This window comes from Streptomyces nanshensis (assembly GCF_001751255.1).
Taxonomy (GTDB): domain Bacteria; phylum Actinomycetota; class Actinomycetes; order Streptomycetales; family Streptomycetaceae; genus Streptomyces; species Streptomyces nanshensis_A.
Genome location: NZ_LJGW01000013.1, coordinates 1 through 19,313, shown reverse-complemented (window position 1 = coordinate 19,313; position 19,313 = coordinate 1). Strand labels below are relative to the sequence as shown.

General features: G+C 72.4%; 15 protein-coding genes. 1 reads left to right on the top strand and 14 read right to left on the bottom strand.

The window, feature by feature from the left end:
* Positions 1–18: 18 nt before the first annotated feature.
* From AN218_RS00290 to nrdR, 14 genes are all read right to left on the bottom strand, one after another.
* Positions 19–234, bottom strand: coding sequence for an MbtH family NRPS accessory protein (locus AN218_RS00290; protein WP_070014401.1), 216 nt, complete (start codon positions 232–234; stop codon positions 19–21).
* Positions 231–4,184 carry a non-ribosomal peptide synthetase gene (locus tag AN218_RS00285; protein ID WP_079131676.1) on the bottom strand — a complete coding sequence of 1,318 codons (3,954 nt, stop codon included), beginning with the start codon at positions 4,182–4,184 and terminating at the stop codon, positions 231–233. The genes AN218_RS00290 and AN218_RS00285 overlap by 4 nt, the downstream gene beginning before the upstream one ends.
* A gap of 125 nt (positions 4,185–4,309) precedes the next feature.
* Positions 4,310–4,540, bottom strand: a complete 231-nt coding sequence (locus tag AN218_RS00280) for a phosphopantetheine-binding protein (protein WP_070014400.1) — start codon at positions 4,538–4,540, stop codon at positions 4,310–4,312.
* 5 nt (positions 4,541–4,545) lie between these two features.
* Positions 4,546–5,193 carry an isochorismatase family protein gene (locus AN218_RS00275; protein ID WP_070014399.1) on the bottom strand — a complete coding sequence of 216 codons (648 nt, stop codon included), beginning with the start codon at positions 5,191–5,193 and terminating at the stop codon, positions 4,546–4,548.
* 122 nt (positions 5,194–5,315) lie between these two features.
* Positions 5,316–6,950, bottom strand: coding sequence for a (2,3-dihydroxybenzoyl)adenylate synthase (locus AN218_RS00270; RefSeq protein WP_070014398.1), 1,635 nt, complete (start codon positions 6,948–6,950; stop codon positions 5,316–5,318).
* A complete protein-coding gene (locus AN218_RS00265; RefSeq protein ID WP_070014404.1) occupies positions 6,947–8,089 on the bottom strand; it encodes an isochorismate synthase in 1,143 nt (380 codons plus the stop codon). The genes AN218_RS00270 and AN218_RS00265 overlap by 4 nt, the downstream gene beginning before the upstream one ends.
* Before the next feature lie 344 nt (positions 8,090–8,433).
* Positions 8,434–9,231, bottom strand: coding sequence for a 2,3-dihydro-2,3-dihydroxybenzoate dehydrogenase (locus AN218_RS00260; RefSeq protein ID WP_070014397.1), 798 nt, complete (start codon positions 9,229–9,231; stop codon positions 8,434–8,436).
* Positions 9,232–9,975: 744 nt separating this feature from the next.
* Positions 9,976–10,584 carry a hypothetical protein gene (locus tag AN218_RS33990; RefSeq protein WP_079131673.1) on the bottom strand — a complete coding sequence of 203 codons (609 nt, stop codon included), beginning with the start codon at positions 10,582–10,584 and terminating at the stop codon, positions 9,976–9,978.
* A 77-nt stretch (positions 10,585–10,661) separates the two neighbouring features.
* Positions 10,662–11,357: a ribonuclease HII gene (locus AN218_RS00250; protein ID WP_070014402.1), complete on the bottom strand. Its 696-nt coding sequence runs from the start codon at positions 11,355–11,357 to the stop codon at positions 10,662–10,664.
* Between the two features lie 347 nt (positions 11,358–11,704).
* Positions 11,705–12,364: a histidine phosphatase family protein gene (locus AN218_RS00245; protein ID WP_070014396.1), complete on the bottom strand. Its 660-nt coding sequence runs from the start codon at positions 12,362–12,364 to the stop codon at positions 11,705–11,707.
* A gap of 27 nt (positions 12,365–12,391) precedes the next feature.
* Positions 12,392–13,000: a YdbC family protein gene (locus AN218_RS00240; RefSeq protein ID WP_070014395.1), complete on the bottom strand. Its 609-nt coding sequence runs from the start codon at positions 12,998–13,000 to the stop codon at positions 12,392–12,394.
* Between the two features lie 129 nt (positions 13,001–13,129).
* Positions 13,130–14,050, bottom strand: coding sequence for an SDR family oxidoreductase (locus tag AN218_RS00235; protein ID WP_070014394.1), 921 nt, complete (start codon positions 14,048–14,050; stop codon positions 13,130–13,132).
* Between the two features lie 248 nt (positions 14,051–14,298).
* Positions 14,299–17,190 carry a vitamin B12-dependent ribonucleotide reductase gene (locus AN218_RS00230; RefSeq protein WP_070014393.1) on the bottom strand — a complete coding sequence of 964 codons (2,892 nt, stop codon included), beginning with the start codon at positions 17,188–17,190 and terminating at the stop codon, positions 14,299–14,301.
* A gap of 137 nt (positions 17,191–17,327) precedes the next feature.
* Positions 17,328–17,936, bottom strand: coding sequence for a transcriptional regulator NrdR (nrdR, locus tag AN218_RS00225; protein ID WP_070014392.1), 609 nt, complete (start codon positions 17,934–17,936; stop codon positions 17,328–17,330).
* Between the two features lie 444 nt (positions 17,937–18,380).
* Between nrdR and lexA the strand changes: the two genes are divergently transcribed.
* The gene (lexA, locus tag AN218_RS00220) at positions 18,381–19,193 is read left to right on the top strand and encodes a transcriptional repressor LexA (RefSeq protein WP_070014391.1); all 813 of its coding nucleotides are present in this window, start codon (positions 18,381–18,383) and stop codon (positions 19,191–19,193) included.
* Positions 19,194–19,313 lie beyond the last annotated feature (120 nt).

Below are 19,313 nucleotides of genomic sequence, written 5' to 3'. Positions count from 1 at the left end.
GCCCGCCCGGCCGCCGCCTCAGCCCGGGGCGGGCCGCCCGGCGGACGCTTCGAGCAGCTCCACACACCGTCCGTACGTCGCCGGACCGGCGTGCACCTCCCAGCCCTCGGGCGGCGGCGCGAAGAGCGGCCAGAGCGACAACTCGCCCTCGCGGTTGCGCAGTACGCGGTGCGTGGGCGCGCGGGAGTCCCCGTCCGCGCCGCCCGGCGGATCGAACGGTCCGGGCCCGCTCATCGCGCGCCTCCCCGCAGCTCCCCGTCGATCGCAGCGGCGACGGCCCGTATCTGCTCGGGCCGGGTCAACTCGTGGTGCAGACAGGGCAGATCGTGGTTGCGGATCTCCCCCGCGACGTACGGCAGCCACGCCTCCCGCCGCAGCCAGTGCTCCGCGCGCGGCGCGGTCGCCGTGAAGAAGACCATGTCGCCGTCGAAACGGGTGTGTTCGTGCTCGCGCATCAGCCGTGCGTTGTTGACGACGACACGGGTCACGGCCGTCAGCGCCTCCTCCGACAGGCCCGCCAGCGCGCTGCCCTCCTCGCGCAGCCGCGTCAGCACCTGCGTACGCTCCACCTCGCCGTCCTCGGACTCGAAGCCCGCCATCCGCAGCAGCGCCCGCAACGCGTCGGCCTCCACCGGCTGTTGCATGCCCCGCCACTGGTCGGCCGGGTAGGCGTCCAGCAGGGCGAGCAGTTCGACGTCCTCGCCCGCCTCGCGCAGCAGCACCGCCACGGTGTGCGCGACGACCCCGCCGACCGACCAGCCCAGCAGCCGGTAGGGGCCGCGGGGCTGGAAGGCGCGGATCTGCTCGGCGTAGTCGGCGGCCATCTCGGCCATGCTGCCGGGCAGCGGCTCGGCCCGTGCCAGGCCCCGCGCCTGTACGGCGACGACGGGCCGTTCGGGGCCGAGCGGGGCGAGCAGCCCCGAGTAGCACCAGCCGAGTCCGCCCGCCGGGTGCAGCACGAACAGCGGCGGCTCGCTTCCGCCGCGCCGGAGCGGCAGCAGCACCTCCAGTGCTCCGTCCTCCTCCGGTCCGTCGCCGAGCCGTGCCGCGAGGGCCGCGGGCGTGGGCCGTTCGAAGAGGGACGCGACGCTCAACTGCGCCCCGGTCTCCTCCCGTACGCGTGCCATCAGCCGGATCGCGAGCAGCGACGTACCGCCGAGGTCGAAGAACCCGTCGTCGGCGCCGACCTGTTCCAGGCCCAGGACCTCCGCGAAGAGTCGGGTCAGCGTCTCCTCGCGGAAGGTGCCCGGCGGCCGTCCGCCGCCGTCGCCGCCGCCCGTCCGTTCCGGTGCGGGCAGCGCCTTGCGGTCGAGCTTGCCGTTCGGGCTGAGCGGCAGGGCGTCGAGCGTCACCAGGGCTCCGGGCACCATATGGCCGGGCAGGGTGGCGGCGAGGCGGGAGAGCAGCACGTCCGCCGCGGGCGGCGGGGTGTCCGCGGACGGTACGACGTAGCCGACGAGCCGCTGGTCGCCGGGACGGTCCTCGCGTACGGCGACACAGGCGGCCCGTACCCCGGGCTGGTCCGTCAACGCGGCCTCGATCTCGCCGAGTTCGATGCGCAGACCGCGCAGCTTCACCTGGTTGTCGGTCCGCCCGAGATACTCCACGGCGCCGTCGTCCCGCCAGCGCGCCAGATCGCCGGTGCGGTACATACGGGCGCCCGGTTCGCCCCGCCCGGCGGCGAACGGGTCGGCCACGAAGCGGGTCGCCGTCAGCTCCGGCCGGCCCAGATAGCCCGTGGCGAGCTGCGCGCCCGCGAGATACAGCTCGCCGGGCACCCCGGGCGGGCAGGGCTGGAGCGCCGCGTCCAGCACATACAGCCGGGTGTTCCAGACGGGGCGGCCGATCGGCACGGGCCCGCTCTCGCCGGGCAGGCACCGGTGGTGGGTGACGTCCACGGCGGCCTCGGTCGGGCCGTAGAGGTTGTACAGCGGCACCTGCGGCAGCAGCCGGTGGAAGCGGTCGACGGTCTCGCGGGGCAGGGCCTCGCCGCTGGCGAAGACGCGCCGCAGGCCCGCGGCGTCCCGGGCGGCGGACGGTTCCGCGAGGAACTCCTGAAGCATCGACGGCACGAAGTGGACGGTGGTGACGCCCTGTTCGCGGATCGTACGGGCCAGCGCGGCCGGGTCGCGGTGCTCCTCCGGCTCCGCCATGACGAGGGTCGCGCCCTCGCGCAGCGGCCAGAAGAACTCCCACACCGACACGTCGAAGCCGCTGGGGGTCTTCTGGAGCACACGGTCGTCCGGGCCCAGGCGGTACTCGGCCTGCATCCAGCGCAGCCGGTTGTCGATGGCCGAGTGCGGCACGACGACGCCCTTGGGGCGGCCCGTGGAACCGGAGGTGTAGATGACGTACGCGGGATGCCGCGGGGTGAGGGGCCGTCCGGGGGCGGTGCGCAGATGCTCCGAGACGTCCAGCACGTCGAGCGGCAGTACGGGGACGGTGGTCCGCGGCAGCAGTCCGGCGGTGCCGCTGTCGGTCAGCACGCACCACACGTCCGCGTCCTCCAGCATGCCTCGCAGCCGCTCCGGGGGATGGCCGGGGTCCAGCGGCAGATACGCCGCACCGGCCTTGAGCACGGCCAGCAGCCCGACGACGAGGTGCACCGATCTGGGGAGGGCCACCGCCACGAGGCAGCCGGGGCGGACGCCCAGCAGGGCCAGTTCGCGGGCGAGTTGGTTGGCGCGGGCGCTCAGTTCGCCGTAGTCGAGCGTCTCGCCGCCGGCGACGAGCGCGGTCGCCCGCGGCGCCGCTGCGGCCCGCGCCTCGAACGGGCCGAGGAGCGTCGTGGGCCGGGTCGGCACGCGGGTGTCGTTGAACTCGCCGAGCACCTCCTCCCGTTCGGCGTCGGTGGCGACGGAGTGCGCGGCGAGGGGCAGTTCGGGATCGGCGGCGGTCAGCCGCTCCACCAGGGCGACGAACCGTGCCTGGCGGCGGGCCGTTTCGGCCTCCCCGTACAGGGCGGGGTTGGCGTCGTGGTCGATGAGCAGGCCCGAACCGTCCCCGCGGTCGCGGACGTTGACCGTCAGATGCTCGACGGGCCCCGCGGAGAGGTTGTGCACCCGCGCTCTCGTGCCCGCGAAGTCGAGGTCGTAGTCGAACGGCATGACGTTGACGAGGGGCCCCGTCAGCGGACGTCCGTCCGCCTGCGCGCCCGTCTCCCGCCGGATGTCCTCGTACCGGTAGCGCTGGTGGCGGCGGATGTCGCGGACGCCGAGGACGACCTGCCGGGTCAGCGCGGCGAAGGTGGTGGCCGGCGTGACGCGCAGCCGCAGCGGCAGGACGTTCATCACCATGCCGGGGATGCGCAGGGCCACCGAACCGGTACGGCCCATCATGGGCACCCCGAGGACGACGTCCTCGCTCCCGGTCTCCCGCGACTCCAGCAACGCCTGTGCGGCGATGAGCAGTTCGGGCCAGGTCGCGCGCAGCGAGGCGGCGGTCTCGCGCAGTGCGCGGGTCGCCTCCGGGCCGAGGCGGGCGGTACGGCGGTGGAAGTCCGGCGAGGGCAGCAGGGCGGGCTGCTGCGCGGCGGAGGAGTCCTCGGCGCCGGCCAGCACCTCCCGCCAGTGTGCGCCGTCGGCGGCATGCGCGGCCGACGCCCGGTACTCGGCGTCCTCGGCGACGAGTTCGGCCAGACGCCCGAAGGGGCTCGGGCCCGGGTCCTCGCCGCGCGCCAGCGCCGTGCAGATCTCGGCGACGCGGCCGGCGATCAGGGAGTAGCCGTAGCCGTCCATGACGGCGTGGTGGATCCGCAGATACCACAGCACGCGTTCGTCACCGACCCGGAAGAGCGCGGTGGCGAACGGCGGTCCGGCCGCCGGGTCGCAGGGCGTGCGCAGGTCCTCGTCCATCCAGGCGCGGGCGGCGGCCTCGGGGTCGCGGCGCCCGCGCAGATCGCTCTCGTGCAGCGGAAAGCCGTCACCGGAACGGGAGTTGGAACCTGATCCGGAGTCGGAGCCGGGGCCCGTGCCGGGTTCGGTGTCCGTACGCGGCGGCGGTACGGGCGTCTGCCGCGGCCCGTCGGGCGTCTCGCGGATCGTCACCCACAGCGCCTCGCACTCGGCGAGCCCGCGCCGTACGGCGGCGGCGAGCACACCCGGCTCCAGCGGCCCGTCGATCTCCAGGCACTCGGCGGTATTGAGGGCGGGACTCTGCGGATCGAGGACGTGGGAGAGCCACATGCCGGTCTGCGCCGCCGTCAGCGGCAGCGCCTCGGGGACGGCGTCCCCGCGGTCCGCCTCCGGGCCGCCGACGAAGGCTCCGGTCTCTTCTGCGGCGTCCTCGGGCCGCCGGTCGACGGAGGTGGTCATGCGCGGTCCCGCAGCAGGTCCCACCAGACCAGAACGCCCGGCCGCTCGGCGAGTTCGACGAAGGAGACCTTCACCCCGTGGTCGCCGCGCCAGCGTTCGACGAGGCTCATCAGACGGACGGAGTCCAGTCCGAGGTCGGCGAGGTTCTCGTCGTCGGGGACGTCCGCGGGGTCCTCGCCGAGGACGTCGGCGACGTCGGCGCGGATGGTGTCGAGAGTCAGGGACACGGCGCTCAGCCCTCCTGTCCGGACAGCAGGCCCGCGAGGTCGTCCGCGGTCGTCACATAGGCGCACTTCGAGGCGGCCCACTCCAGCGCGGAGAGATGGTCGCGGCGGCTGAAGTCGGCGACGGCGTCGGCCACGACGAACGCCTGGATGTCGCGCATCCACGCGTCGCACGCCGTCATCAGCACCCCGATGTGGGCGTAGACGCCGACGAGGACGATCTGGTCGCACCCGGCCGCCGTCATCCGCTCCGCCAGATCCGTACGGACGAAGGCGCTGTACTTCCACTTGGTCAGCACGACGTCGTCCGCGCCGGGGGCGACGGGCGCGGCGACGGCCTTCGCACGCTCCTCGTCCGGCAGCCCCGGTCCCCAGAAGTCCTGTTGCAGCCCGCGTTCGGCGGGGGTCTGCCCGCCGGGCTGCGCGGAGTAGAGGACGGGGACGCCCGCGCCGGCGCACGCGGCCTTCACCGAGGCGACGTTGGCCAGCATCGGCGTCAGCGGGGAGGTGTCCGGGGTGAACGCGTCGAGGAAGTGGTTCTGCAGATCGTGGACGAGGAGGACCGCGCGCGACGGGTCGGGCTTCCACGTCACGCGGTTGTCCGGAAGCTCGTCCGCCGCCGGCATCGCGTACGGCTGGATCGCGGGGAGCGCCATGGGAGTCGGTGCCCTTTCGGTGGTGGAGGGTGGTGCGGTGGAGACGGTGGAGACCGCCGCGGCCGCAGCCGCGGACGCGGCCGTCGAAGGCGGCGTGTACGCAGGCGCCGGAGCGGCCGGGGTCACGTCGTGGCTCCCTGGAGCTGCGCCGCCACGGCGGCCCGCAGGTCCCGCTTGCTGACCTTGCCGATGCCCGTAGCGGGGAACGCCTCGCTGAACTCGATCCGGTCGGGGATCTTGTAGGCGGCCAGCCCCCGTTCGCGGAGGAACTTCTTCACCTGGAGCGGCTTGACGGGCGCGGCGTTCCGCCGCAGCACGATGTACGCGCAGACGCGCTCGCCGAGGTAGCCGTCGGGCATGGAGACGACCGCCGCGTCGTGGACCGAGGGGTGGGCCAGCAGATGGTTCTCGACCTCCTCGGCCGCGATCTTCTCGCCGCCGCGGTTGATCTGGTCCTTGGCCCGGCCCTCGACGACGAGATGGCCGGTGGGTGTGCGGCGTACGACGTCGCCCGTGCGGTAGAAGCCGTCCTCGGTGAAGGCGACGGCGTTGTGTTCGGGCGCTCTCCAGTAGCCGCGGATCGTGTAGGGGCCGCGGGTGAGGAGGTGTCCGGTGGCGCCCTCGGGCACGTCGTGGTCGTCCTCGTCGACGACGCGGATCTCGTCGTCCGGTGAGACGGGCCGCCCCTGTGTGGTGACGACGGTCTCCTCCGGGTCGTCGAGCCGCGTGTAGTTGACGAGCCCCTCCGCCATCCCGAAGACCTGCTGGAGTGTGCAGCCGAGCGTGGGCCGTACGCGGCGGGCGGCCTCCTCGCTGAACTTGGCGCCGCCCACGAGCAGCACCTCCAGGCTCGACAGATCGTGTTCGCCGCGCTGCGCCGCCTCCAGCCACACCAGGGCGAGCGGCGGTACGAGTCCGGTGATCGTGACGCCTTCGCGTTCGATGAGCGGAAAGGCGGTCTCGGGGGCGGGCTGCGGTGCGAGGACGACCCGGCCGCCCGCGTAGAGCGCGCCGAGCGTCCCGGGCGAGCTGAGGGGGAAGTTGTGGGCGGCGGGCAGCGCGCACAGATACACGGAGTGCTCGTCCACGCCGCAGATCTCGTTGGAGCCCCACACCGAGTAGATGTAGTCGTCGTGCGTCCGCGGAATCAGTTTGGGAACGCCGGTCGTTCCGCCCGAGAGCTGAAGGAACGCCAGGTCGTGCGGGGCGGGTTCGGCCAGCGGCACGGGCGCCGCCGGTACGCCGGCGAGCGGTTCGTGGCCGCCCGGGTCCGGGTCGGCGACGAAGACGTGCCGCAGCGTGGGCACCTCCGCCCGTACCCGGCCGGCCAGTTCGCGGTAGTCGAAGCCGCCGTGCACACCGGGCACGACATAGGCCACGGCCTCGGTGAAGTCGCACAGATACCGGATCTCGGCGTAACGGTGCGCGGGCAGCGCGAAGACGGGCAGCGCCCCGAGCCGGAAGAGGGCGAAGACGACCTCGAAGAACTCGGCCACGTTGGGCAGTTGCAGCACCACGCGGTCGCCCGCGCACACTCCGCGTGCGGACAGTCCGGCGGCCATCGCGTCGGCGCGGGCGTCGAGTTCGGCGTACGACCAGCGCGCGCCCGAGGCCGGGTCGACGACGGCGGTGCGCCCGCCGTGGTCCTCGGCGCGCTCGCGCAGCATGCGCCCGAAGGTCTCGCCGCGCCAGTATCCGGCCCGCCGGTAGCGCTCCACATACTCCGCGGGCCAGCCCTGCACAGCCCCTGCGGTCACAGCTCGGCTCCCACCGCGTCGAGGAACGTACGGAACTTCGCCGCGGTCTCCTCGGTCTCCGACGCGGGCACGGACGCCTGGACGACGCCGGCCCCGGCGTACAGCCGCAGCGAGCGCCCCTCGGCCTCGGCGCAGCGGATCGTCACGACCCACTCGCCGTCGCCGCGCTCGTCGCTCCAGCCGACCATGCCGGTGAAGAACCCCCGGTCGAACGGCTCCAGTTCGCCGATGAGGCCGCGTGCGGGCCCGGTCGGGGTGCCGCAGACGGCGGGCGTCGGATGGAGGGCCAGCGCGAGATCGAGCGACGTCGGCTGCGGACGGTGCGCGGTGGCCGGTGCGAGTTCGCCGGAGACGGTGGTCGACAGGTGCCACATCGTCGCCGTCCGTACGAGCGTGGGCTGCGGCGGCACGAACAGATCGCTGCACAGCGGTCCGAGGGCGTCGCGCACCGCCTGTACGACGACGGCGTGCTCATGCAGGTCCTTCGCGGACTCCAAAAGGGCCGCCGCCGCCCGTACGTCCTCGGCGACGTCGGCGCTGCGCCGCGCCGAACCGGCCAGCGGATTGGCGACGATGTGCCGGCCCCGGAGGGAGAGCAGCAGCTCCGGGCTGGCGCCCAGCAGGGTGCGGCCCGGTCCGGTCGGCATCGCGAAGGTGTAGCCGCGCGGATCGCGCCGTGCCAGACGCTGGACCATCGCGGGGGTGTCGAGGTCCGCGGAGGAGCGCAGCTCCAGGGTGCGGGCCAGCACGACCTTGTCCAAGTCGCCGCGCTCCAGGCGCCGTACGGCCTCGCCGACGCTCTCGGCGTACGCCTCCGGGCCGGGCACCGGACGCATCTGCCACGGGCCGCCCGACGGCGTCTTCGCGGGCAGCGCGATCAGCGGGTCCTGGCGCAGCGGCGGCGCCCAGCGCGCGGTGCCGGGCACGGTGAGCGCCACGGGCTCGTTGCTGGCGAACGGCACGGCGCCCACCACGAAGGGGGCGGCCAGGCCCTGTTCGCGTGCCGTGCCCAGGGTGTCCGCGACGCGGTCGCTCAACGGCGCCCTGCCGTGCGGGACTCGGAGGCCCGCGCCGCGCGCGAGGAGCGTGCGGGAGGGGGAGGCGAAGAAGGTGTCGCCCGGCTGGTAGTCGTCGAGCAGCGCGGTGGCCGCTCCGACGGTCCGCTCACGGGCTTGTACGTCCGCGCCGCCGGAGGGAGCGGCGGCAGATGCGCCGGCCGGGGTCCCGGTAGGGCTGCCGGGCACGCCGCCCGGGGCGCCGTCGGGAGGACCGCCGCGTCTCAACTGCGCGGGCGGCGCGCCTCCTTCGTACCCGTCCGCCGTGGCTGAGTGCGGGCCCGTCGCAGCGTGGCATCCGCGGTCTGTGATGTCGGAAGACACCGATGGCTCCGTTCTCGGCGCCGAACGGCGCCGCAGGTGAGGGGGGTTGAGGTCACGCCCGGCGGGCCGCCGTCCACGCGGCGGCGGTCCTCTGCCGGTGCGCTCTAGGCGCGAAGAGTCGCTCCGCCGTCCACGTACAGGTCGTGCAGAGTGATCTGCCGGGCCCGGTCGGAGAGCAGGAAGAGGACGGCGTCCGCGACATCCCGCGGGTCGGCGATCCGCCCGAGGGGTATGCCGGTGCGGTAGGTCTCCGGGTCGCCCTGGAGCACGGCGGCGGGAGGCTCCTCGCCGTCCCACAGCCGCCGTTGCATGGCGGTGTCCGTCGACCCCGGCGAGACGACGTTGCAGCGCACGCCGAAGCGGCCGACCTCCAGCCCGAGACACTTGGTGAAGTGCGCCGCGGCGGCCTTGGAGGCGGCGTAGGCCGCCATGCCCGTACGGGGCACACCGCCGGCGTTCGACGCGACGGTGACGATGCTGCCGCCGCCGCGGGCGACCATGCGGCGCGCGACGGCACGCGACGTGCGGAACACGCCGCCCGCGTTGACCGCGAAGATGCGCTCCCAGTCCGCGTCGTCGAACTCCGTGACGGGCGCGGTCGTCAGCACCCCGGCGACGTTCACGAGGAGTTCGACGGGGCCGCTCTCCCGCTCGGTCCGGCCGACGACCTCCTCGACGGCGTCGCTGTCGGCGACGTCGGCGACGTGCGGGAGGACCGCGGCCGAACCGCACTCCTCCGCCAGCGACTTGAGCGCGTCGGCGTCCCTGTCGACGGCCGCCACGCGTGCGCCGTGCGCCACGAGCGCGACGGCGACGGCCCGTCCGATGCCGTTGCCCGCTCCGGTCACCAGCGCGGTACGGCCGTCGAACTCACCACGCCCTGCGGGTCTTTCGTACTCCACACCTGCCCCCTTGAGGAGAATGAAGGTTAGGTTAGCCTAACCTTATTCTCTTCCCGGTCACAGGGCAGCACACGTGACCCCGGCCACCGAACGGACACGAACGGGCCGGGGTTGTCGTTGAGATGGGGTGTCGGGATCCGGCCGGGGGCCGGGTAGTTCGCCGTTTCCGTCACGGTTGCGGGCCGAGTGCGCGTCCGCACTCAACTTCCGTAGCGCGTGCGTACGTTGGGCTGACCCGCCGTTGCCGGGAACGCTCTCCGCTCCGCGCCGGGGCGCGGATCTCCGAGCGGAGCCGGCCACGGGCCGGGTTGCTACGCCGTCTCCCTCACGGGTACGGGCCCGGTGCACGTCCGGCCTCAAGTCACGTAGCGGGTACGTACGTTGCACTGACCCGCCGTCGCCGGGAACGCTCTCCGCTCCGCGCCGGGGCGCGGATCTCCGAGCGAGACCGAAACGGGCCGATCCACAGGCCGTCTCCCGCCAGGCCGCAGGCCCAGCGCGCCTGCGAGTCAACTTCCGTACGGGTACGGGCAGACGGTCGGCGACAGGCGACCCGGCAGCCCAGCCACGGACAGGAACGGACGGCCACTCGGCGCAACCCAGGCGCTCCCTGCGGAGCGCCCCCGCGCGGAGCAGGGAGAGCCACATCGACGAACCGTCACCCACCACCGGAAACCCACCACCGGCGCGCACACAGGACGGCGCCCACGTGACAACCAGCGTCAGCGACGTACGCGCAACGTGTCAGAGAAGGTCGCGCAACCGCTGCGGGTCGCCGCAGACGATCAGGCTGCGGTCCGCCTTCGCGAGTGCGGCGGGCAGGGCCTCGGCGGCCTGCGCGTCCGTACCGCCGTTGACGGCGAGGACGACGACCGCGCGGCGCCCCACACGCGCCAGCTCCGTGGTGTGGACGCAGAAGACGTCCTCGCCGTCGGCGAGTTGGCGCCAGTACGCGTCCTCGCCGAAGGACAGCTCGTGCTGCGCCCACGGGTGCTGCTCGCCGGTGGTGACCACGAGGACGTCCCCCGGCGGGGTGCCCTCGTCGAGAAGTGTGTCGACGGTCTCGTCCGCGACGTCCACGGCCGTGGCGTCGGCGGCGGCGACCAGTTCGATCTGCGCCGAGGGACGGGCGGGGGCCGCGGCGCGCTGCGGTCCGCCGGTGCGCACGGAGCCGGGCCGGCCGGGGGTCGGGCCCTTGCTGTCCGCACGCGGCGGCGTGGGACGCGAGGAGGCCCGGGGGCCGGGGATGGGTGCTGCGGGACGGGAAGCCTGCGGAGTCCGGGTCGCTGCCGCGGTGTTGCGGCCGCCCGGGACGCTCTCGTGAATCTGTGGCTCCTCGGGGGTGAGAGGCATGAGGTGATGTCTATCAAACGTCGTAGGGGGGTGCGCCAGCGGGTTCGGCCAGGGATTTCACCGTCCGCGGCGCCTGTTCAGAAGAAGCCCATCTGCTCGGCGGGCGGAGTCTCTTCGTCCGGAAGGGCACGTGTGCGCTTGAGATGCTGCCAGCGCGGCAGCGCGTCCATGAACGCCCACGACATCCGGTGGTACGGGGTCGGCCCCAGCGCCTGCAACGCGGTCTTGTGCACCGGCGAGGGATACCCGGCGTTGTCCGCGAAGCAGAAGTCCGAGTGGTCCGTGCCGAGTTCGGCCATGAGGGCGTCCCGGCGGACCTTGGCCAGGACCGAGGCCGCCGCGACGGAGACGCAGGACTGGTCGCCCTTGATGACCGTACGCACCTGCCACGGCATCCCGAGGTAGTCGTGCTTGCCGTCGAGGATCACCGCGTCCGGACGTACGGGCAGGGCCTCCAGGGCGCGCAGCGCGGCCAGGCGGAGCGCGGCCGTCATGCCCAGCTCGTCGATCTCCTCGGACGAGGCATGGCCGAGGGCGTGCGCGGAGACCCAGCCGTGCAGCGCCTCCGCGAGTTCCGTACGCCGCTTGACCGTCAGCAGCTTGGAGTCCGTGAGGCCCTCCGGCGGACGCCGCAGACCCGTGACCGCCGCGCAGACCGTGACCGGTCCGGCCCACGCTCCCCTGCCCACCTCGTCGATCCCGGCGACCACCTTGGCGCCCGTCTTGGCACGAATCGACCGCTCGACACGGTGAGTTGGAGGCGTGATCGGCATGGCCGCATCAGCGTAGCGCCGAGCCTCTTCGCCGTGCTCCCCGGGGGCGCCGGAATCCTCGCCGTGGGCGGAATCGCCGCCGTGGGCGGGATGTTCGGCGGGAGCGGACTGCTCGCCGGGAGCGGGTTCCCCGGGGACGACGAGGCCGTCGGGCCGGGCCCGGGTCTCCTCGGCGCCGGGCACCGCGCACCAAGGGCCCTGCGGCGCACCGGCGTTGTGCTCCGGCTCGTCCGACTCGGGCCCTGTGGCGGGGTGTTGGGATTCGCTGCTCATGTTCGGCGGTCTCTCGGGGCAATCTGCCGCGGCCGCGGTCTGCGCCGCCTACCGCACGCGGCGGCGCGGCGGCCTCACGTACACGTTCCGTACGGGCGCGGAACGCACCACTGCTCGAAGGGACGGTCCAGGTGGTAGCGCCCGTCCGCCCCCAGTTCCAGCGTACGAGTCTCCGCGTTGCCCGGGTTCGACAGCGACTCGAACTCCGCGACCGACCAGTGCAGCCACCGCATGCAGAACAGCCGCATGGTCAGGCCGTGCGTCACGATCAGCACGTTGGGCGGATGGTCCGGTAGCTCGAAGCTGCGCCACAGGCTCTCCAGGAACGCGCCCGCACGGTCGTAGACGTCCGCGCCGGACTCGCCCTGCGCGAAGCGGTAGAAGAAGTGCCCGTAGGCGTCGCGGTACTGCTTCTGCTTCCGTACGTCCTCGCGGTCCTGCCAGTTCCCCCAGTCCTGCTCGCGCAGCCGGGGCTCCTCCCGTACGCGCAGCCGGGAGGGGTCGAGGCCGAAGGCGGCGAGGGTCTGATGGGTGCGCCGGTACGGCGAGACGTAGGCGGAGACGCGTTCGCCGCCGAACAGTTCACGCAGCCGCTCCCCCGTGGCCTCGGCCTGCCGGACGCCTTTCTCCGTCAGCGCGAGGGCGTGGTCGGGGACTCGCTCGTAGATGCTGTCGTCTTCGTTCCCCTCCGACTCCCCGTGCCGGACCAGGACGATGCGCCTCGGTCGTGCCATACGGCCACTGTATGGCCCCCGCATATGTCAGACGGTCCAGGAAGGCTCAAGGTCGATCACATCCCCGGCGATTCCGGTCACATCCGCTCCGATCTGCGCACGGAGCGCGAGGCGCTCCACCCGCTCCGTGCGGTACTTGCCGTGCTCCGCCGTCGAGTCCCACATCGACAGGACCATGAACTCGTCCTCGGACTGCGCCTGCGTGAAGACTCCGCGCAGCATCCCGGGCGACCCGGCCATCGCCGGGTTCCAGACCTTCTCCTGCATCAGCGTGTAGTGCTCGATCCGGTCGCCCCGCACCCGGCAGTGCGCGACGCGCAGCAGGTCGGCGTCCGCGAAGACCGGGCGGAATCCGGTCTTCACATCGAAGCGGTACTCGAAGAGCCGCACCCGCATGTCCTTGTACGTGCCGACCTGTGCGGCGTGCAGCCGGTCGTGGGAGCGCGCCATGAACGAGTCGTAGAAGGCACGGCTCTCCCAGAAGCCGAAGAGATGCGCGACGCCCTCCCGGGCACGGCTCCAACCGCCGCCCTGCCCCCGGAAACCCGGCTCGCCGAGCAGCCCGGCCCACTTCCGCTGCCCGCGCTCGAACCCCCGACGGTCCACGACGGTGCAGCGCATCCACTTGACCAGCACCGCGCCATCGTACGGCCAACGGGGTGACGAGCCGTACGCACAGGGTCCCACGGATCGGCTTCACAGCGGGGCCGCGAGGCGCCGCAACTGCCCTGCGGGGCCCTGTTGTTCACGTTCGGTGGCGCTCCCTCACGGACGGTTTCCGGCGCTCGTCCCGTCCTGCGTCTCGCCGTGCGTGCCACCGTGCGTACCGGCCAGATACTCGGCGTACGTACGGCGGCCCGCAGCGTGTCCGGGCGTCGTGTGGTGACCGGCCTTGTAGGCGCGCACCGCCTTCCCCGCCAGCGGAAGCGGAACCAGGGGCCGACGGCGGCCGTACGCGTGCTGGGTGAGCTGCGCGAGTTCGCGGGCGGTGCGCACCTCGGGACCGCCCATGTCCTCGGCCCGTCCCGCGGGCGGCGCGAGGGCCAGCTCCACCAGCCGGTCGGCCACCTCTCCCACGTCGACCGGCTGGAAGGAGAAGCCGGAGGGGAAGAAGACGCAGGGCGAGCGCCGCTGTGCGGTGGTGATCAGCGCGATCAGATCGTGGAACTGGGTGGCCCGCAGGATCGTCCACGGAAGCCCGCTGCCCTGGACGATCCGTTCCGCGGCGAGCTTCGCCCGGTAGTAGAAGAACGGCACGAGGTCGACGCCGACGATCGAGATGTAGACCAGGTGCGGGCTGCCGCCGGAGCGCCGCAGCGCGTCGACCAGGCGGTCCGTGCCCACGACGTCCTTGCGTCCGCCGGTCGTCGCACAGTGGACGACGCTCGCCACTCCGGCGACCGCGGCGTCCAGCCCCGCGCCGGAGACGAGGTCGCCCGTGGCCCACTCGGGAACGCTCCCGCCGCGCGCCGCCCCGGACTTGGCGCCCGCGGGGCTTGCGGGGTCCGCGTGCTCCGGACGCGGACGGCGGCTGAGCACCCGAACCTGGTGCCCGCCCTCCGTCAGCCGCCGCACGACGGCACGGCCGAGCGTGCCGGTGCCTCCGGTGACCAGAACCGGCCCGGCGTCCTCTCCGCCGTCCCCGGACTCCGGGCGCCCCTCGCGGGCGGACTCCTCGCTGCTCATGCCGTCCCTCCGTTCTCCGACCCGTCCATCCTCGACGCCCACGCCCGCCCCCGCACGCGTACCGCCCGCGGCACCCGCCCGGAACGTACGTCCACGGAGCCGCCGGGTCCGCGGCGAGGGACCGCCAAGTGCCGGGAGGCGGCCGCCGGATGGACCCGGACAGCAGAAACCTCCTGGACTCCGCCGTCCGGCACGCGAAGAGGGAGCCGACGGGCGTCGGCTCCCTCTCTCACCTTCCGGTCAGGAACTCAGCTACAGCCGCTCGTCGAGCCGCAGCCCTCGCACAGGTAGCAGCTTCCCGCGCGCCGCATCTTCGTCCCGCAGGAGAAGCACAGGGGCGCGTCCGCGTTCAGGCCGAGCTGCATCTCCATCAGTTCCGTGGAGTTGTGGGCGCCGCCCGGTGCCGGAGTGGGGGCCTGGGCATCGCCGACGCCCTCGGCCTTGGCCTCCTCCTTGGCCTTCTCCTTCGCCTCGCCCACCGTCTCGGCCTTCGGCGCGGACTGGGCCAGGCCCTCCACGTCGAGTTCGTCGTCGGACGGTTCGTACGAGCCGGTCTCCAGGTGCCGCTGGCGCTCGCTCGCGGAGTGGATGCCCAGGGCGGAGCGTGTCTCGAACGGCAGGAAGTCCAGGGCGAGTCGGCGGAAGATGTAGTCGACGATCGACTGCGCCATCCGCACGTCCGGGTCGTCCGTCATGCCGGCCGGCTCGAAGCGCATGTTCGTGAACTTCGAGACGTACGTCTCCAGCGGCACCCCGTACTGGAGGCCGACGGAGACGGCGATGGAGAAGGCGTCCATCATGCCCGCGAGGGTCGAGCCCTGCTTGGACATCTTCAGGAAGACCTCGCCCAGCCCGTCGTCCGGGTAGGAGTTCGCCGTCATGTAGCCCTCGGCGCCGCCCACCGTGAACGAGGTGGTGATGCCGGGACGGCCCTTCGGGAGGCGCCGGCGCACCGGGCGGTACTCGATGACCTTCTCCGGCTCGCTCTCCTCCGTCTCCTTCTCGTCCTTGCGCTTGGCGGAGAGCGGCTGGCCGACCTTGGAGTTCTCGACGTAGACGGCGAGCGCCTTCGTGCCGAGCTTCCAGCCCTGGAGGTAGATCTCCTCGACGTCCTCGACGGTGGAGGACGCGGGCATGTTCACCGTCTTGGAGATGGCGCCGGAGAGGAACGGCTGCGCCGCCGCCATCATCCGTACGTGCCCCATCGGGGAGATGGAGCGCTCGCCCATGGCGCAGTCGAAGACGTCGTAGTGCTCCAGGCGCAGCCCCGGGGCGTCGGTGATGTTGCCGTGCTCGGCGATGTGCTCGACGATCGCCTCGATCTGCTCGGGCTGGTAGCCCAGCCGCTTGAGCGCCTTGGGCACGGTGTTGTTCACGATCTGCATCGAGCCGCCGCCGACCAGCTTCTTGAACTTCACCAGGGCCAGGTCGGGTTCGACGCCGGTCGTGTCGCAGTCCATCATCAGGCCGATGGTGCCGGTGGGCGCCAGCACGGACGCCTGCGCGTTACGGAAGCCGTTCTTCGTGCCGAGGCGCAGCACGTCCCGCCAGGCGGCGGTGGCCGCGTCCCACACCGGGGTGTCCAGGTCGTCGCCGCGCCGGGCGGCGTCGTTGGCGTCGGAGTGCTGCCGCATGACGCGGTTGTGCGCGTCCGAGTTGCGCGCGTACCCCTCGTACGGGCCGACGACGGCGGCCAGTTCGGCCGAGCGCCGGTAGGAGGTGCCGGTCATCAGCGAGGTGATGCTGCCGGCCAGCGCCCGGCCGCCGTCCGAGTCGTACGCGTGGCCCGTGGCCATCAGCAGCGCGCCGAGGTTGGCGTAGCCGATGCCCAACTGCCGGAAGGCGCGCGTGGTCTCGCCGATCTTCTGCGTCGGGAAGTCGGCGAAGCAGATGGAGATGTCCATCGCCGTGATGACCAGCTCGACGACCTTCGCGAAGCGCGCGGCGTCGAAGGACTGGTGGCCCTCGTCGTCGTCCTGCAGGAACTTCATCAGATTCAGCGAGGCGAGGTTGCAGGACGAGTTGTCCAGGTGCATGTACTCGCTGCACGGGTTGGACGCGGTGATGCGGCCCGACTCCGGCGAGGTGTGCCAGTGGTTGATGGTGTCGTCGTACTGGATGCCGGGGTCGGCGCACACGTGCGCGGCCTCCGCCATCTTCCGGAAGAGGCCCTTCGCGTCGACCTCGTCGACGACCTCGCCCGTCATCCGGCCGCGGAGCGGGTACGTCGAGCCGGACTCGACGGCCCGCATGAACTCGTCCGTCACACGCACCGAGTTGTTGGCGTTCTGGTACTGGACGGACGTGATGTCGTCGCCGCCCAGGTCCATGTCGAAGCCCGCGTCGCGCAGCGCGCGGATCTTCTCCTCCTCCTTCACCTTCGTCTCGATGAAGGCCTCGACGTCCGGGTGGTCGACGTCGAGCACGACCATCTTGGCCGCCCGCCGCGTGGCACCGCCGGACTTGATCGTCCCGGCGGACGCGTCGGCGCCGCGCATGAAGGAGACGGGACCGGAGGCGTTGCCGCCGGAGGAGAGCAGCTCCTTGGAGGAGCGGATGCGGGAGAGGTTCAGGCCGGCGCCGGAACCGCCCTTGAAGATCATCCCCTCTTCCTTGTACCAGTCGAGGATCGACTCCATGGAGTCGTCGACGGAGAGGATGAAACAGGCGGAGACCTGCTGCGGCTGCGTCGTGCCGACGTTGAACCACACCGGAGAGTTGAAGCTGAAGATCTGGTGCAGCACGGCGTACGCCAGCTCGTGCTCGAAGATCTCCGCGTCGGCGGGCGAGGCGAAGTAGCCGTGCTGCTCGCCGGCCGCCCGGTACGACTTCACCACGCGGTCGATGAGCTGCTTCAGGCTGTGCTCGCGCTGGGGCGTGCCGACCGCGCCGCGGAAGTACTTGCTGGTCACGATGTTGGTGGCGTTCACCGACCAGAAGGCGGGGAATTCGACGCCGCGCTGCTCGAAGTTGACCGAGCCGTCACGCCAGTTGGTCATGACGACGTCCCGGCGCTCCCACTCGACCTCGTCGTAGGGATGGACGCCGGGGGTGGTGTGGATGCGCTCGATGCGCAGCCCCTTCGCCTTGCCGCCCTTGGCGCGTGAACCGCGTGCCGGGCCGCTCGTCGTCTCTGTCATTCCGCCTCCCTTAACGGGCATAACGCCCCGATGCGCCCCGAATCTTCCCGTGGCGCCTTGCTGTGTCATGGCTCCCGGCGGCCCGCGCCCCACTGCGCGCTCCGCCGGGCCCGAAGGTCTTCTCGATGCCCCGCCGCTCAGTCGGCGGCGGGCTCCAGCGGTGCGCTCGGGCCTACGGCCGCACCGCCCGCACCCCCCACACCGTTCACGCCGCTCTCCCCGCGGCCGCCGCGGGCCTCGCGTGAGTCCGGCGCCCCCTGGCCCCCCTGGGCCTCCCCGCCCTCGTGGTCCGCGCCGCCCGCTCCGGCCTCCCGCAGCTCCGCCACGGCCGCCTCGAAGTCCTCAAGGGACTCGAAGGCGCGGTAGACGGACGCGAACCGCAGATAGGCCACGAGGTCGAGATCCTGGAGCGGGCCGAGTATCGCGAGGCCGACGTCGTGCGTGGGCAGCTCCGCGCTGCCCGTCGCGCGCGCGGCCTCTTCGACCCGCTGGCCGAGCTGGGCGAGGGCGTCCTCGGTGACGGGACGCCCCTGACAGGCCTTGCGCACGCCCGCGATCACCTTGTCCCGGCTGAAGGGCTCGGTGACTCCGCTGCGCTTGATCACCATCAGCGACGCGCTCTCGACGGTGGTGAAGCGGCGGGTGCAGTCGGGGCACTGACGCCGCCGCCTGATCGCGGTGCCGTCGTCGGTCGTACGGCTGTCGACGACGCGACTGTCGGGGTGTCGGCAGAAGGGACAGTGCATTTTCCCCACCCTCCTTGAGCCTGCGAAAGCCCGCTCCGTGCATGCCTGTTACGCCCTCACGGGACCCCGGCAGGAGTCCGCGAAGTTGCCACCAGCATAGTCCACATTTCCCCAACTGGGAGCCCGGGGACCACAACTTGTGGGTGGCGCGCGCCAATCTAACCACTAGATCTGGTGGCAGTACGCGAGTTGAGAGGAGAGCGTGTCGTCGGTGCGCGACAGCAGCCGAGCGTACGCGAAGCGCATGCGGCCCCCACGGAGGGGGCACTCCTGCCACACTCGACGGGTCCGCGGGAGCCACCGGCGGACAGGCCGCACGTCTACACCGCGGAGCGAGATCTCGTCAGAGGAACCTGGGATTTTCACTCGAACGTGTGTTTGGCGCAACCTTTCGAAACCAACTACCGTTGTCCCACTAGGGAGAAACGCTCGAGAGGGGCCGACGTGACCACCACAGCAGACAGCGCGACCATCACGTCCCAGAACCGTTCCGCGCAGCCGCTGGACCGCATTCCTCCGGTGACTCCGGTCGACGAGGCGGACGGTGCGCTGGACGCCGAGGCGCACGACGCACAACAGGCGAAACGGTCGCTGCCGGGCCGACCTCCCGGCATCCGCGCGGACAGTTCGGGGCTCACCGACCGCCAGCGGCGGGTGATCGAGGTGATCCGTGACTCGGTGCAGCGGCGCGGGTACCCGCCGTCCATGCGGGAGATCGGCCAGGCCGTCGGGCTCTCCAGCACCTCGTCGGTGGCGCACCAGCTCATGGCCCTAGAGCGCAAGGGCTTCCTGCGGCGCGACCCGCACCGTCCCCGCGCGTACGAGGTGCGCGGCTCGGACACCCCCGCCACGCAGGCCACCACCGACACCACGGGCAAGCCGTCCGCGTCGTACGTGCCGCTGGTGGGCCGGATCGCCGCCGGTGGTCCGATCCTCGCGGAGGAGTCCGTCGAGGACGTCTTCCCGCTGCCGCGCCAACTCGTGGGCGACGGCGAGCTGTTCGTCCTCAAGGTCGTCGGCGACTCGATGGTCGACGCGGCGATCTGCGACGGCGACTGGGTCACCGTACGGCGCCAGCCCGTCGCAGAGAACGGAGACATCGTCGCGGCGATGCTCGACGGCGAGGCCACCGTGAAGCGCTTCAAGCGCGAGGACGGCCACGTATGGCTGCTGCCGCACAACTCCGCGTATCAGCCCATCCCTGGTGACGACGCGACGATCCTCGGCAAGGTCGTCGCGGTGCTGCGCCGGGTCTGAGACCCGCGCAGGCCCACGCGGGCCCCTCGCGAAACACGAGCCGCCGGTCCCACTGCGCCGGGACCGGCGGCTCCGCCGTGCGCGCACGGCGCCCAAGGCCGGGCGCCCGGCCGACTCCCG